Genomic DNA, 15200 nt, shown 5'->3' on the forward strand with positions numbered 1-15200 from the left:
CGCTGTGCGGACGGCCGGACCGGCGCCCCGCTCCGAGCCGTTAGTGTGGGGGGCCGTCCGAGACTCACCCGCCTCCTCGCGAGCGCGTGCGTCCACCGCAGTCCAGCGAACCGGGGCCCGTACCTCGATGTCCGTGCACAGCCACTCGGCGCACAGCCGGCCGGCAGCCCCCTCCGGAGCCGCCGCCCCCGAATACCCGCGGCATGTCGTCACCGCCGTACTGGTCTCCCACGACGGTGCCCGCTGGCTGCCACAGGCGCTCGCCGGACTGGTCGGCCAGGAACGCCCCGTCCAGAACGTCATCGCCGCCGACACCGGCAGCGCCGACGAGTCCGCGGCGCTGCTCACCGACTCCCTCGGGGCCGAGCGGGTGCTGCACCTCGCGCGCCGGTCCGGCTTCGGCACGGCCGTCGACGAGGCCGTCCGCACGGCCGGTGTGCTCACCCCCGACGACCTGCCGTATCTGAAGCGCCCCAGCGGCTGGGACCCGGAGACCCGCACCTGGCGCGACGACGCCTACGACATGCCCGAACTGCCGCACGGCGAGCCCGTCCAGTGGCTCTGGCTGCTGCACGACGACTGTGCTCCCGAGCCGGACGCCCTGGGCGAGCTGCTGCGGGTGGCCGACTCCTCCCCGTCCACCGCGATCGTCGGCCCCAAGCTGCGCGGCTGGTACGACCGCCGGCAGCTCCTGGAGGCGGGCGTCAGCATCGCCCGCAGCGGCCGCCGCTGGACCGGCCTCGACCGCCGCGAGCAGGACCAGGGCCAGCACGACCAGGTGCGGCCGGTGCTGTCGGTCTCCACCGCTGGCATGCTGATCCGGCGCGACGTCTGGGACGAACTCGGCGGCTTCGACCGGCGGCTCCCCCTGATGCGCGACGACGTCGACCTGTGCTGGCGCGCCCAGGCCGCGGGCCACCAGGTCCTCGTCGCCCCCGAGGCCGTCCTCCGGCACGCGGAGGCCGCCGCGCGCGAACGGCGGCCCATCGACTGCGCCGGCCGCTCGGCGGCCAACCCGCACCGTGTCGACAAGGCCGGCGCGGTCTACACGATGCTCGTCAACTCCCGCGGCGCCGCGCTGCCGTACGTCCTGCTGCGCCTGGTGCTCGGCACCGTGCTGCGCACCCTGGCCTATCTGGTCGGCAAGGTGCCCGGCCAGGCGCTGGACGAGATCGCGGGCCTCCTCGGCGTGCTGCTGCGGCCGGGGCGGATCCTCGCGGGGCGGCGCCGGCGCGGCCGCCCGGCGGTCGAACCGGCCGAGCTGCGGCCGCTGTTCCCGCCGCCCGGTGCGACGGTGCGGGCGACGGCCGAGGCGGTCGTCGGCAACTTCAGCGGCCGCTCGGAGCCCGAGCTCGCCTCCGGCGGCCGGCACGGCGCCGTCGAGTCCGGACCGGGCGGTGACGACGCCGACTTCCTGGAGATCGAACAGTTCGCCCGGCTGAAGCGCGTCGCGCGCAAGCCCGGGCCCGTCCTCTTCCTCCTGCTGCTGGTGGTCTCCCTCGTCGCCTGCCGCGGACTGCTCGGCTCCGGCACGCTCGCCGGAGGGGCCCTGCTGCCCGCCCCCGCGGACGCCTCCGGCCTCTGGGACCGCTATCTGTCCGCCTGGCAGCCCGTCGGCACCGGCGGCACCGAGGCGGCACCGCCCTACCTGGCCGTCATCGCCGCCCTGTCCACCCTGCTGCTCGGCAGCACCGGCGCGGCCCTGACCCTGCTCCTCGTCTGCTCGGTGCCGCTGGCCGGGCTGAGCGCCTACTTCGCCTCCCGTCCGCTGGTCGAGTCGCGCCTGCTGCGCGCCTGGGCGGCTGTGGCGTACGCCTTCCTGCCCGCCGCGACCGGCGCGCTGGCGGGCGGCCGGCTGGGCACCGCGGTGCTCGCGGTACTGCTGCCGCTGATGGCCCGTGCGGCCGTCGCCGCCGCCGGGGCGGCCCTGCCGTCGGGCCGCGACAGCGACGACGGCGAGCGTGACGGGGACGCGGCTCCGGGCGCCCGCCCGAGCTGGCGCGCCGTCTGGGCCTACACGCTGCTGCTCACCTTCACCACGGCCTTCACCCCTGTCGTCTGGCCGCTCACCCTGCTGCTGGGCATCGCGCTGCTGGTGACGCGCACCGTGCGCCACCAGGGCGGTACGGCCGCGTACGGGATCCGTCTCGCCCTGGTGCTCGTCACTCCGCTGGTGGTCCTCGCTCCCTGGTCGCTGTCGCTGCTGACCTCGCCGTCCGGCTTCCTCCGCGAGGTCGGACTGGAGTACGGCACCGGCTCCGCCACCGCGCTGGACCTGCTGATGGTCAGCCCCGGCGGGCCGAAGGCGGCGGGCGGGTTCCTCCTCGCCGGTGTGGTGCTCGCGGCCCTGGCCGCCCTGCTCCGCGGCGACCGGCAGCGCGCGGTCCGCACCGCCTGGGCCGTGGCGGTCGCCGCTCTGCTCCTGGCCGCGCTGTCCAACGGCTCCGCCTGGGCCGGGCCCGCCACCCTCGTCTACGGCATCGCACTGCTGTCCGCCGCCGCCGTCGGGGCGGAGAACGCGCGCGAACGCGTGGCCGCGCAGAGCTTCGGCTGGCGGCAGCCGGCCGCGGCGCTGATCGCCCTGGCGGCCGCCGCCGGCCCGCTGCTCTCCGCCGTCGCCTGGATGTACGGCGGGGCGGCCGGCCCGGTCGAACGGCGCGACCCCGTGCAGGTGCCGCCGTTCGTCGCCGAGGAGAGCCGCACCCAGGACCAGGCGCGCACCCTCGTGCTCGGCGGCGAGCCGGGCCGGGTCTCGTACACCCTGGTGCGCGGTTCGGGCGCCCGGCTGGGCGACGCCGACCTCGCCGCGGCGAGCGGCGGGGACATCCGGCTGGACGGCATCGTCGCCAACCTCGTCGCGGGCTCCGGCGCCGACCAGACCGACCAGCTCGGCGGCTACGCGGTGCGCTACATCCTCGTCCGCGACGGGGCCCCCCGCGAGATGGGCCGGGTGCTGGACACCACCCCCGGACTGACCCGGCTCAGCCAGGAGGACGGCAGTTCCCTCTGGCGGCTCGACCGGCGCGTCGCCCGCGTCACCGTCGTCGGGAACCCCGACGGGGGCGGGGGAGCGGCGGAGGACGCCGGGCCGGTCCCGGTCGCCGCCGGGCCCGTCGAGGCCCACACCTCACTCCCCGCCGGGCCGGAGGGCCGCGTGCTGCGCGTCGCCGACCGGGCCGCCCCCGGCTGGACCGCCACGCTCGACGGCAAGCCGCTGACCCCGACCACGGTGGACGAGTGGGCCCAGGGCTTCGAACTGCCCGCGAACGGCGGCCGCCTCGACCTGACGTACGAGTCGCCGCTGAGCCACACCCTGTGGCTCGGGGCACAAGGGCTGCTGGCCGTCGTCCTGGTGGTGCTCGCCCTGCCCGGCCGGCGCCGCGAGGTCGACGACGACCTGCCCGAGACCGCACCGGAGCCGGCCGTGCCCGCGCAGCCCGTGGACGGCGAGGGCCGCCGGGCCCGCAGGCTGCGGGCGGCCGCGGAGGCCGAGGCCGCGGCGCAGGGCACGGAGCCGGAGAGCGCGCCGGAGCAGCCCGTGCCGGCCGGGACCGCACCGGCCGCCGCGGCCGAGGACGACCCGTTCGAGGCGTTCGACGCCTTCCGCGCCTCCCAGGCGGCCGAGTCCGCGGACCGGGCGGCGCAGGGGGCGGATGCCTCCGGGGCACCGGCCGGGCCGTACGCGGAGGGCGTGCCGCAGCAGGTCCCGCAGCAGCCCTACGGCACCTGGGACCAGCAGAGCTACGCCCCCGGCGGCGGACAGCCGTACCCGGGGGAGCAGTACGGGGGCGAGCCGTACCAGGGCCAGGGGGAACAGCAGTACCAGGGCTATGGCGACGGGCAGTACCAGCAGTACGGCGCCGGCCAGTACACCGGTCCGTACCAGCCGGACCCCTACCAGGCCGCCCCGTACGGCGACGGCCGGCAGCAGTACGACCCGCAGCAGCAGTACGACGGGCAGCAGTACGACGGTCAGCAGCCGTACGACGGTCAGCAGCCCGGCCCGTACGGCTACCCGGCCCAGCCCTACGCCGGCGGCGATCCCGCCCGGAGTGAGACGGTCCACGGGGAGGACGGCGAGCCCGCCCCCCGCCGCGACGGGAGCGATCAGCAGTGAACCGCACCACCCTCTCCCTGCTCGCCGCCACCACGGCCCTCGCCGCGGTCACCGGGGTGGCGGCCCTGGCCGCACCCGGCGGGACACCGGATCGACCGGCGGCCGAGGCCGAACGGCTGCCCGTGGAGCGCTCCGAGCTGCTCTGCCCGGAGCCGTCCCTGTCGGAGCTGGCCGAGACCGGCTACACCTCCTTCACGCCCGAGGACGGGGCCGCCGGCTCCAAGGGCACGGCCGGACTCCTGCCCGCCGAGGAGGAGGCGGAGACCGGCGGCGGCAAGGACGGCAAGGACGGCGAGGACGGCGAGAAAGACCAGGACGAAGAGGCAGCCGAGGACGAGAACGGTGGCGAGAAGGCCGGCCCCGACCCCGTCGCCCCCCTGAAGAAGCCGGGCGCCCCCGCGGTCGCCTCCGTCTCCGGGGCCGGCGCGCCCGCCCTCATCGGTACCGCCGACGGCGCCCTCGCCCCCGGCTGGACCGCCCAGCAGACGACCGTGATCGGCTCCGGTGAGGGACGCGGCCTCCTCGGCGTCTCCTGCACCGCCCCCGACACCGACTTCTGGTTCCCGGGCACGAGCACCGCCAAGAGCCGCCAGGACTATGTCGAGCTGACCAATCCCGATGACGCCGCCGCCGTCGTCGATCTGGAGCTGTACGGCAGGAAGGGCCGGATCGAGACCGAGACGGGTGAGGGCATCACCGTCCCGCCCCGCTCCGCCACCTCCGTCCTGCTGTCCACGCTCACCTCCGAGAAGGCCGACGACGTCGCCGTGCACGTCGTCGCCCGTTCCGGCCGCGTCGGCGCCGCTGTCCGCGCCACGGACAGCGGGACGGGCAGCGACTGGCTGCCGCCCTCGACGGTGGCGGCCGGCAGCGCCGTGCTCCCCGGTATCCCGGAGGACGCGGTCTCCGTGCGGCTGGTGGCGGTGGCGACCGGCGACCGCGACGCCGATCTGAAGGTGGAACTCGCCGGACCGACCGGCTCGTTCACCCCCGCCGGGCACGAGACCCTGACCCTCAAGCGCGGCATGGTGACGTCCGTGGACCTGGACGACATCACCAAGGGCGAGCCCGGCTCCCTGGTGCTGTCCCCGGCGGACGGCGGCGACACCGCCCCGTACGCGGTCGCCCTGCGTGTCGTCCGCGGCAAGGGCGGAGACCGGGAGATGGCGTTCATTCCGGCCACCGCGCGGATCGAGGCGCGCGGTACCGCGGCCGACAACCGCGCCAAGGGGTCCGTCCTCTCCCTCGTCGCGCCCGGGAAGGCCGCCAGGGTCAAGGTCACCGCCTCGGCGGGCAGCGGGGGCGGCAAGCCGGTGAGCAAGGAGTACACGGTCAAGGCCGGTACGACGCTCAGCGTGCCGGAGCCCCCCGTCCCCTCGGGCGGCAAGGGCACCCACGCGCTGACCGTCGAGGCACTGTCCGGCGGGCCCGTGTACGCCTCCCGGACGCTCGAACGGCCCAAGGGCGGGGTGCCGATGTTCACCGTCCAGCCGGTTCCCGACGACCGGGGCACGGTCGTCGTTCCCGAGGCCGCCGAGGACCTGTCCCTGCTGATGCGCTGAGAGCAGGCGGGAGCAGATGGAAGCAGGTGGAGCAAGCGGGAGTTAGCTGAGGGCCCGGGCCGGGCGCGTCCGGCCCCGGCCCGGTCTCAGTCCTGCCCGTACCGCGGATCCACCGACTCCGGTGCCAGCCCCAGCAGTTCGGCCACCTGCTCGACCACGATCTCGTGCACCAGCAGGGCCCGCTCGTCGCGGTTCTTCGTGCGGATCTCCACCGGGCGCCGGTAGACGACGATCCTGGCCGGCCCGTCCCCCCGGGCGGAGGTCACCCGGCCCAGCGGCACCGTCCCCTCGTCCTCCCAGCCCTCGGCGCGGTCCTCGCCGCTCTCACCGAAGGACGGGACGTCCAGAACGGCGAACTCCACCTCGGAGAGCTGCGGCCAGTGCCGTTCGAGCCGCTCCACCGAGTCGTGCACCAGATCGGTGAAGGCCGCGGCGCGGCTCAGGGCGAGCGGCACCTGCGGCGGCGCGATCGGTCCGCGCATACCGCGTCCGTGGCGGTCCCGGCGCCGCGGACGGGGCTCGGAGGGGCGGGGTGGTACGGAGCTGCTCATCACCTCCGAGAGTAGCCGCCGCCCCGCCGCCCCGAGAGATGGACGAGCGGGGCCCGCACGGATCACGAACCGGCATGACCCGGATCATCCGGACAGCGGCTCCGCCCTCCGTGGTGAAACGATGTGGTGAAACGATTCCGGGCGAAGTGCCGTCAAGCGGGACGAGCCGCCGTGCCACCCCGCTCGCAAGGCCCCGCTCCGCCGGGTGCCGGCCGCAGGTCAGACCTCGCGCCCGCAGGTCAACACCCTTGTCCCCAGGGGCGCGACACGGTGGACGGGCTCGGGGAGAGTCGTCGCGGCCCGCTCAAGAGTGCGGTACCGTCCAACCTCGTGAGCCCTGTACGCCGATGTTCGCGCACCGCGTGCGGTCGTCCCGCCGTCGCGACGCTGACGTACGTCTACGCGGACTCGACCGCCGTTCTCGGGCCACTCGCCACCTACGCCGAGCCGCACTGCTACGACCTCTGCGCCGAGCACTCCGAGCGGCTCACCGCGCCGCGCGGCTGGGAGGTCGTCCGGCTCGCCGTCGACACCGGCCCGGCCCGGCCCAGCAGCGACGATCTCGAAGCCCTCGCCAACGCCGTCCGTGAAGCCGCCCGCCCGCAGGAGCGCGCCGCCGGGGCGCAGGGCGGCGCGGGCGGACCCGGCGGCCGCGAGGCCGACCCGAGAGAGGTCGCCCGCCGCGGGCACCTGCGGGTCCTGCGCTCGCCCGAGCCCTGAGCCGGACCCCGCCGCCCCCCCCCCCGGTGCGCCGCCCCGCCCCCGGGCCCGTTTCCGCACGTGTACCGTCCGGACCCCGGGCCGCCTGCCGCGTCCGGCGCCGATCCGGGTAGGTTTGTCGTTCCGATAGGACTCCCGGAAGGGGTGGGCAGTGCCCGACTTGTCGCAGATCGTGAAGGCGTACGACGTGCGCGGTGTGGTCCCGGACCAGTGGGACGAACCGCTCGCGGAGCTCTTCGGCGCGGCCTTCGCCCGGGTGACCGGGGCGGAGGCCATTGTCGTCGGACATGACATGCGGCCCTCGTCCCCCGGCCTCTCACGGGCGTTCGGCCGCGGAGCCGCCGCCCTCGGCGCGGACGTCACCGAGATCGGCCTGTGCTCGACCGACCAGCTGTACTTCGCCAGCGGCCGGCTCAACCTGCCCGGCGCGATGTTCACCGCCAGCCACAACCCGGCCCAGTACAACGGCATCAAGATGTGCCGGGCCGGTGCCACCCCCGTCGGCCAGGACACCGGCCTCGCGGAGATCCGCGCCCTCGTCGAGGAGTGGAGCGAGAGCGGCGCCCCCGCCCCCGCCGGGACCCCGGGCACCATCACGCAGCGGGACGTCCTCGCCGACTACGCCGCCTGCCTGCGCGGCCTGGTCGACCTCACGGGCATCCGCCCGCTGAAGGTCGTCGTGGACGCCGGCAACGGCATGGGCGGCCACACCGTGCCCACCGTCCTCGACGGCCTGCCCGTCGAACTGGTCCCGATGTACTTCGAACTGGACGGCACCTTCCCCAACCACGAGGCCAACCCCCTAGCGCCGGAGAACATCGTCGATCTCCAGGCGAGGGTCCGGGAGCTCGGCGCCGACATCGGCCTGGCCTTCGACGGCGACGCCGACCGCTGCTTCGTGGTCGACGAGCGCGGCGAACCCGTCTCGCCGTCCGCCGTCACGGCCCTCGTCGCCGCCCGCGAACTCGCCAAGCACGGCGGCGGAACCGTCATCCACAACTGCATCACCTCCTGGTCCGTCCCCGAGGTGGTCAAGGAGAACGGTGGCATCCCCGTGCGCACCCGCGTCGGGCACTCCTTCATCAAGGGGGAGATGGCCCGCACCGGCGCCATCTTCGGCGGCGAGCACTCCGCGCACTACTACTTCCGCGACTTCTGGAACGCGGACACCGGCATGCTCGCCGCGCTCCACGTCCTCGCCGCGCTCGGCGGCCAGCCCGGCACGCTGTCGGAGCTGGTGGCGCAGTACGACCGGTACGCCGCCTCCGGGGAGATCAACAGCCGCGTCGAGGACCAGGCCGGCCGCGCCGCCGCCGTCAGGGCCGCCTACGCCGGCCGCCCCGGCACCGAACTGGACGAACTCGACGGCCTGACGGTCACCACCGCCGACTGGTGGTTCAACCTGCGCGCCTCGAACACCGAGCCGCTGCTGCGCCTCAACGTCGAGGCACGCGACCGGGCCACCGCCGACAAGATCCGCGACGAGGTCCTGGCCATCGTCCGCGCCTGAGCGGCCCCTCGGCTGCCGGTCCTCTCCGGCCCGGCGGCCCGGCGGCCGCCCACGGACCGGGCCGGGCCGCACGCCTCGCGGTGTGCGGCCCGGCGGTACGCTGACGAGGCCGAACGCCCTCTCCCACCGCCCCGCCGGACGGGAGAGCCCACCGAAAGGGACGTCCCATGCCGCTCGAAGCCGGTCTTCTCGCCATCCTCGCCTGCCCGGCCTGCCACGCCCCGCTCCGCGAGGAGTCCGGCGGCGCGAGCACCGGCCCGTCCGGCGAGACGTCCGGCGAGACGTCCGGCGGCGAGGTAGGCACCACCGAACTGGTCTGCACCGGCTGCGGGCTGGCCTACCCGGTCCGGGACGGCATCCCCGTGCTCCTCGTCGACGAGGCCCGCCGCCCCGCCTAGGTTCCGTCCGGCGTGCGTGCCGGCATGACGCGGTGTCCGGTGCCGTGTGTCGCAGGCGGTGAAGTCAGCGGGGGCGCCCGCCCACGGGACGTGCGGGGCGTGCCCGGCCACGCGGCCGGACGCGGTGCCGGGGCCCCGCGGACCCGGCGGGAACGGCCGGACAGGCTCTAGGCTCGGACCCGCCGGTCCGGACGGACCGGCCGGACCGGGCCGGCGTACTCCCCCGAGCACGGCAGGCCCGCCGCACGGCGATCGGAGGCTCCACCAGATGCTCGACGAGTCGCTTCTCGACGCACCCGAGGCACTCGCCCGCGCCGACACCCGGGGCCTGCTGCGCGGCGCCGCCGGTTCCGGCGCCCGGGTCCGCACCGCCGCCCGGGGCGCCCTGGAGACCGGACTGGCCGACCTCAAGCCCGACGGGCGGCCGCGGAGCCTGCTGATCGCCGGCTTCGGACCGGCCACCGCCTGCGTCGCCGACCTGCTGGCCGCGCTCAGCGGCGGCAACACCCTCGTCCACCCGATCCACCCGGCCGGTGCCCTGGCCGCCCCCGGCGCGCTGCGCTGGACCCTCCCCGGCTGGGCCGGTCCGCTGGACCTGCTGATCGTCCTCACGACCGACGGCACCGAACCGGGCCTGTCCGCCCTGGTCGAACAGGCGTACCGGCGTGGGTGCTCCGTCGTCTCGGTCTGCCCGGCCGACGCCCCCCTCACCGGCGACGTCGGCGGACGGCACGGCCTGGCGGTGCCGCTCACCGCACCGGTGAACGAGACCCCGCTGCCCGGGGACGCGGACGACAGCAGCGCCTGGCCCGCCCGCCGGGCACCGGCCGGCGAGGTGTCCGGGGAGCGGCCCGGGACGGTGTGGGCGCTCCTGGTCCCGCTGCTCGTCCTGCTCGACCGGACCGGCTTCCACCCGGCGCCCCCCGCCACCGTCCAGCTCGTCGCCGACCGGCTCGACCGGACCGCCGAACGCTGCGGCCCCGCCGTCGCCACGTACAGCAACCCGGCCAAGACCCTCGCCGCCGAACTGGCCGAATCCCTGCCGCTGCTGTGGAGCGACGGACCCGTGGCCGGTGCCGCCGGCCGCCACTTCGCCCGCTCGCTCGCGGCCGTCGCGGGGCGTCCCGCGCTCGCCGCGGCCCTGCCCGAGGCCCTCACCGAGCACGCCGCGCTGCTCTCCGGCGCCTTCGCCGCGGGCGCCGACCCCGACGACTTCTTCCGGGACCGCGTGGAGGACCCCGCCGCGCTCCACGCGCGCGTGGTGCTCCTCCGCGAACAGGGACTGACGGCCGGCTCGCCGACCCCCGCCGCCCGCGAGTTCGCCCTGGCCCACGAGAGCCCCGTCAGCGAACTCGAACCCTCCGAGGGCAGCGCGCTGGAGGCGGCCGCGGAGCTCCTCGCCATCACGGATTTCGCCTCCGTTTACCTGGCGCTCGCATCCGGGGACCGATCATGAGAGGCCGGGAGCGCGCGGAAGACCCCGCACGCTCCCGGCGCCCCTGAGACCCGCCGCCGGAACCCGCCGGCCCGTACGCGGCCCGACGCCGCCACGGGCCGGCCGGCCCGTACGCGACCCCCGTACGCATCCCGCAGAAAGCACCGAGCCATGGACCGCCTCGTCAACACCGTGCGCCCCTACGCCTGGGGCTCCACCACCGCCATCCCGGAACTGCTCGGCACCGAACCGACCGGTGAGCCGCAGGCCGAACTCTGGATGGGCGCCCACCCCGGAGCCCCGTCCCGGCTGGACCGCGGTGCCGGCCCCGTACCGCTCTCCGAGGTGATCGACGCCGACCCGGCCGGCGAGCTGGGCGAACAGGTGGCCGAACGCTTCGGCCCGCGCCTGCCGTTCCTGCTCAAGCTGCTCGCGGCGGCCTCACCGCTCTCCCTCCAGGTGCATCCCGACCGCGCACAGGCGGCGGCGGGCTTCGCCGGGGAGGAGAGCCGCGGCGTCCCGGTGGACGCCCCGCACCGCAACTACAAGGACGCCAACCACAAGCCCGAACTGATCTGCGCCCTCTCGCCGTTCGAGGGCCTGTGCGGCTTCCGCCCGGCCGCCGCGACCGCCGCGCTGCTCGACGGCCTCGGCGTGGACTCCCTCAAGCCGTACGGGGACATCCTGCGCGCCGAGCCGGAGAGCGGCGCCCTCCGCGAGGTTCTCACCGCCGTCCTCACCGCGGACCGCGAGGAGATGGCCGAGACCGCCCGCCAGGCCGGGAGGGCCGCCGAACGGCTCGCCCAGAGCCCGGGCCCGCACCGCGAGACCTACGCTGCCCACGCCTCCATCGCCCGGCACCACCCCGGCGACCCCGGCGTCATCGCCGCCATGCTGCTCAACCACGTGCGGCTCCAGCCCGGTGAGGCGCTCTACCTCGGTGCCGGGGTGCCGCACGCCTACCTCCAGGGGTTCGGCGTGGAGGTGATGGCCAACTCCGACAACGTCCTGCGCTGCGGTCTCACCCCCAAACACATCGACGTGCCGGAACTCCTCCGCGTCACCCGCTTCGAGGCCACGGCCCCCGGCATCCTCCGCCCCGAGGCGGTGAACGGCGAGGAGACCTACGAGACCCCGGCCGAGGAGTTCCGGCTCTCCCGCTTCGCCCGCGCCGAGGGCGGGGCGCCCCGCCAACTCCCCTCCGGCGGGCCGCAGATCCTCCTCTGCACGGCCGGGTCGGTGCTGCTCACCGCTGATAACGGCCGCCGCCTGGAGCTCCGGCCCGGCGACTCCGCGTACGCGGCGGCGGGTGAGTCCGCCGAACTCTCCGGTGCCGGAACCGTCTTCCGGGCGACCGTGGCGCCCTGACGCCGCCGGGGCTCTCCGGGACTGCAACAATGTGCGGCCGTACCGCGGCGCCCGTGCCGCGCCACGAGGGAAGGACACACAGCACCCATGAGTGCGTCAGGCGGAACCAAGGCGATCGTGGCCGCGCTGGCCGCGAATCTGGCCATCGCGGTGGCCAAGTTCGTGGCCTTCATCTTCAGCGGTTCCTCGTCGATGCTCGCGGAGAGCGTGCACTCGCTGGCCGACTCCGGCAACCAGGGACTCCTGCTGGTCGGCGGGAAGAGGGCCCAGCGCGAGGCGACCCCGCAGCACCCCTTCGGCTACGGCCGCGAGCGGTACATCTACGCCTTCCTCGTCTCCATCGTGCTCTTCACGGTCGGCGGCATGTTCGCGCTCTACGAGGGCTACGAGAAGATCAAGCACCCGCACGAGCTGGACCACTGGTACTGGCCCGTCGGCGTCCTGGTCTTCGCGATCATCGCCGAGGTGTTCTCGTTCCGGACCGCCATCAAGGAGTCCAACGCGATCCGGGGTGAGCAGTCCTGGACCCAGTTCGTCCGCCACGCCAAGGCCCCGGAGCTGCCGGTCGTGCTGCTGGAGGACCTGGGTGCGCTCGTCGGCCTGATACTCGCCCTGGGCGGTGTCGGCATGGCCCTCGCCACCGGCGAGGGCGTCTGGGACGGCATCGGCACCCTCTGCATCGGCGTGCTGCTGATCCTGATCGCCATCGTGCTGGCGGTGGAGACCAAGTCCCTGCTGCTCGGCGAGGCCGCGGGCACGGACGCGGTCGAGAGGATCAGCAAGGCCCTGGTCGACGGCGAGACCGTCACCGGCGTCATTCACATGCGCACCCTGCACCTGGGCCCGGACGAGCTGCTGGTCGCCGCCAAGGTCGCGGTCGGGCGGGACGACACCGCCCAGGAGATCGCCGCGGCCATCGACGCCGCGGAGGCGCGCGTCCGCGAGGCCGTGCCCATCGCCCGCGTGATCTACCTGGAGCCGGACATCTACCGGGCCCCGGCCGTCAAGTAGCCCGGCGGGCACGCCGGTACGGCACCAGCACGGCGGTACGGCACCCCACGCCGGTACGGCACCAGCACGGCGACGGCCCCGCGGACCATCCGCGGGGCCGTCGCCGTCCCCCTGCGCTCTCCCCTCCGCCCCGGCACCCGGGCCGCCGGACGCGTGCGGAAGGGCTGCCGGTCAGCCGACCTCGGCCAGCACCCGCAGGATCTCCCCGGGGCCGGAGGCCTCCAGCAGCCGCTCCCGGAACCCCGGGTCCATCAGCTTGCGGGACAGCAGGGCGAGGATCCGCAGATGCTCGTCCCCGGCCGCCGCCTCCGGTACGGCGATCATGAAGATCAGCCGGGCCCCGGTGCCGTCCGGCGCCCCCCAGTCGACGCCGTCCGCCGACCGCGTGAAAGCCACCACCGGTGCGGTCACCGCGTCCGTTTTGGCGTGCGGCACGGCTATCCCCTCGCCGAGCCCGGTGCCGCCCTGCGCCTCGCGGGCCAGCACGGCCGCGGTCAGTGCCTCCTCGTCGGCCACCCGGCCGGACGCCGCCAGCAGCCCGGTCAGCTCCCGGATCGCCGCCTCCTTGCCGTCGGCGGTGATCCACTCGCGTACGGTCCGGGCGTCGAGATGGCCGGACAGCACCCGGCGGCCACCGGGGGAGGCGGCCCCCTCACCGGGTCCGGACGGCTCTCCGGGCTCCCCGGCGCCCGGCTCGGCGGACTCGTCCGGCTCCGCGCTCCCCGTCTGACGCGGGAGCGCGGCCACCCGGGGAGCCCCGCCGGTCCGGGCCGGCTCCCCGGCCCCCGCCCCGGAACGGGACGGTGCTCCGGCACTCACTCCCGTGTTCGTCCCCGTGTTCGTCCCGGCAGCGCCGCCCGCACCGGCCGCCGCCAGCGCCCGGCCCGGGACCGCCCCGCCACGGCCGCCCACCGACATCAGGCCGACGGTGACCGCCGCCGTCACCACGGTGCCGAGCAGGACCGCGAGGAAGAACATCCCCACACCGCCCACGGCGCCCAGCACCGCCACGATCGGGCCGCCGTGCGGCACGCTGTCCGTCACCGCCGCGAGCCCGGCGACGGCGCCGGCCACGGCGCCGCCGGCCATGTTCGCGGGGATCACCCGGGCCGGGCGGGCCGCCGCGAACGGGATCGCACCCTCGGTGATGCCGAAGAAGCCCATGAACAGGGCCGCGAGGCCGGTTTCCCGCTCCTGCTCGTCGTAGAACCGGCGCCGGATCAGAGTGGCCAGGCCCTGGCCCAGCGGCGGCACCGGAATGGCCGCCGCGCACATCCCCATGATCTCCGGGTTCTTCGACACCAGCCCGGCCCCGAACAGGAAGGCGGTCTTGTTGACCGGGCCGCCCATGTCGAAAGCGATCATCAGTCCGAGAAGGATGCCCAGCAGCGCGGCGCTGCTCCCGGTGAGACCGCTCAGCCAGTCGGTCAGATGCTCGAACACCCAGGAGATCGGCCGGCCGATCACATGGATGAAGAACAGCCCCAGCACCGTGGTGGCGACCACCGGGATGACGATGATCGGCATGATGGGCCGGGCGAACTTCGGCACCGGAAGCTTCTTGATCCACCGCACCAGGTACCCGGCGAGGAAACCGGTGACGATCGCCCCGATGAAACCGGCCCCCGACTCGGAGTCGTACAACGCGCCGGTGTTCGCGATCCAGCCGCCGATCATGCCCGGCACGAGCGCCGGCCGGTCGCCGATGGCATAGGCGATGTAGCCGGAGAGGATCGGGATCATCAGCGTGAACCCGATCACGCCGATGTCGTTGACCGGCTTCCAGAACGAGTCGTCCGGGATGACCAGACCGCCGTCGGCCTGCGGCGAGCCGCCGAGCGCCAGCGAGAGCGCGATCAGCAGACCGCCCACCACGACAAACGGGATCATGTACGAGACGCCGTTCATCAGCGCCTTGTAGGTGACCCCGCGATCCCTGCCGCCCGCGCCGCCCGCGCCGCCCGCGGCCGCTCCGGCGTCCTCCGGTCCGCCGCCGTCCCCGCCGGGCACCACCGGGGCGGTCCGTACCCGTTCGATCAGTTCCTCGGGATGGCGGATCCCCTCCGCGACACCGACGACCAGCACCCGCTTGCCCGCGAAGCGGCTCCGGTCGACCTCCTTGTCGGCGGCCACGATGACGCCGTCCGCCTCTTTCACGTCGTCGTCGGTGAGGACGTTCTCGGCTCCGATCGAGCCCTGGGTCTCCACCTTCATGCTGTGGCCGAGCGCCTCCGCGGCCCGGCTGAGCTTCTCGGCCGCCATATAGGTGTGGGCTATACCGGCGGGACAGGCGGTCACCGCGAGCAGCTTCAACCGCCGGTCCTCCGTTCGCTTCTCGGTGGGGGGAACAGCCGGACTGGACACTGGATCTCCTTACCGCCGTGCGGGCACGCGCCGTGCGGGGCGCGTCCTCCGGGCCTCCTGCCCGCGGAGGAGGGACACGAAATGCGCCGGGGCGGAGCCATACCGGCCCGGCCGCCGGGCAGGCGACTCCAGGGCGGGTCGAGGTTGCGCACTACGGTCGCTGC

General features: G+C 75.1%; 10 protein-coding genes. 8 read left to right on the forward strand and 2 right to left on the reverse strand.

The features are described from left to right. Positions 1-127: 127 nt before the first annotated feature. Both LIX60_RS19365 and LIX60_RS19370 read left to right on the forward strand, forming a co-directional pair. Positions 128-4117: a glycosyltransferase family 2 protein gene (locus tag LIX60_RS19365; protein WP_227959598.1), complete on the forward strand. Its 3990-nt coding sequence runs from the start codon at positions 128-130 to the stop codon at positions 4115-4117. Next, entirely contained in the window at positions 4114-5679 is a 1566-nt protein-coding gene (locus tag LIX60_RS19370) for a DUF5719 family protein (RefSeq protein WP_227959599.1), read from the forward strand. The genes LIX60_RS19365 and LIX60_RS19370 overlap by 4 nt, the downstream gene beginning before the upstream one ends. An 86-nt stretch (positions 5680-5765) precedes the next feature. Here LIX60_RS19370 and LIX60_RS19375 read toward each other — a convergent pair whose 3' ends face one another. Then, positions 5766-6230, reverse strand: a complete 465-nt coding sequence (locus LIX60_RS19375) for a metallopeptidase family protein (RefSeq protein WP_227959600.1) — start codon at positions 6228-6230, stop codon at positions 5766-5768. Positions 6231-6500: 270 nt separating this feature from the next. On the opposite strand from LIX60_RS19375, the gene LIX60_RS19380 reads away from it, so the two are divergent. The 6 genes from LIX60_RS19380 (at position 6501) to LIX60_RS19405 (ending at position 12672) form a co-directional block, all read left to right on the forward strand. Next, complete coding sequence (locus LIX60_RS19380) at positions 6501-6950, forward strand: DUF3499 domain-containing protein (RefSeq protein ID WP_227959601.1); 450 nt, start codon at positions 6501-6503, stop codon at positions 6948-6950. A 151-nt stretch (positions 6951-7101) separates the two neighbouring features. Next, a complete protein-coding gene (locus LIX60_RS19385; RefSeq protein WP_227959602.1) occupies positions 7102-8460 on the forward strand; it encodes a phosphomannomutase/phosphoglucomutase in 1359 nt (452 codons plus the stop codon). 167 nt (positions 8461-8627) lie between these two features. Next, positions 8628-8858, forward strand: coding sequence for a Trm112 family protein (locus tag LIX60_RS19390; protein ID WP_227959603.1), 231 nt, complete (start codon positions 8628-8630; stop codon positions 8856-8858). A gap of 268 nt (positions 8859-9126) precedes the next feature. After that, complete coding sequence (locus tag LIX60_RS19395; RefSeq protein WP_227959604.1) at positions 9127-10314, forward strand: SIS domain-containing protein; 1188 nt, start codon at positions 9127-9129, stop codon at positions 10312-10314. A 150-nt stretch (positions 10315-10464) separates the two neighbouring features. Beyond that, a complete protein-coding gene (manA, locus tag LIX60_RS19400; RefSeq protein ID WP_227959605.1) occupies positions 10465-11661 on the forward strand; it encodes a mannose-6-phosphate isomerase, class I in 1197 nt (398 codons plus the stop codon). Positions 11662-11748: 87 nt separating this feature from the next. After that, complete coding sequence (locus tag LIX60_RS19405) at positions 11749-12672, forward strand: cation diffusion facilitator family transporter (protein WP_308101609.1); 924 nt, start codon at positions 11749-11751, stop codon at positions 12670-12672. A gap of 171 nt (positions 12673-12843) precedes the next feature. Here the strand turns inward: LIX60_RS19405 and LIX60_RS19410 are convergent, their stop codons facing one another. Next, on the reverse strand, positions 12844-15036 hold the full coding sequence (locus tag LIX60_RS19410; protein ID WP_227959606.1) for a fructose-specific PTS transporter subunit EIIC: 2193 nt from the start codon (positions 15034-15036) through the stop codon (positions 12844-12846). Positions 15037-15200: the final 164 nt, after the last annotated feature.

This window comes from Streptomyces sp. S07_1.15 (assembly GCF_020739505.1).
In the GTDB taxonomy this organism is placed as follows: domain Bacteria; phylum Actinomycetota; class Actinomycetes; order Streptomycetales; family Streptomycetaceae; genus Streptomyces; species Streptomyces xinghaiensis.

Bases quoted from the DNA above. Each gene is read 5' to 3' on its own strand.
- LIX60_RS19365 (WP_227959598.1), top strand. From the start codon at position 128: ATGTCCGTGCACAGCCACTCGGCGCACAGCCGGCCGGCAGCCCCCTCC.
- LIX60_RS19375 (WP_227959600.1), bottom strand. From the start codon at position 6,230: ATGAGCAGCTCCGTACCACCCCGCCCCTCCGAGCCCCGTCCGCGGCGC.
- LIX60_RS19390 (WP_227959603.1), top strand. From the start codon at position 8,628: ATGCCGCTCGAAGCCGGTCTTCTCGCCATCCTCGCCTGCCCGGCCTGC.
- LIX60_RS19395 (WP_227959604.1), top strand. From the start codon at position 9,127: ATGCTCGACGAGTCGCTTCTCGACGCACCCGAGGCACTCGCCCGCGCC.
- manA (WP_227959605.1), top strand. From the start codon at position 10,465: ATGGACCGCCTCGTCAACACCGTGCGCCCCTACGCCTGGGGCTCCACC.
- LIX60_RS19405 (WP_308101609.1), top strand. From the start codon at position 11,749: ATGAGTGCGTCAGGCGGAACCAAGGCGATCGTGGCCGCGCTGGCCGCG.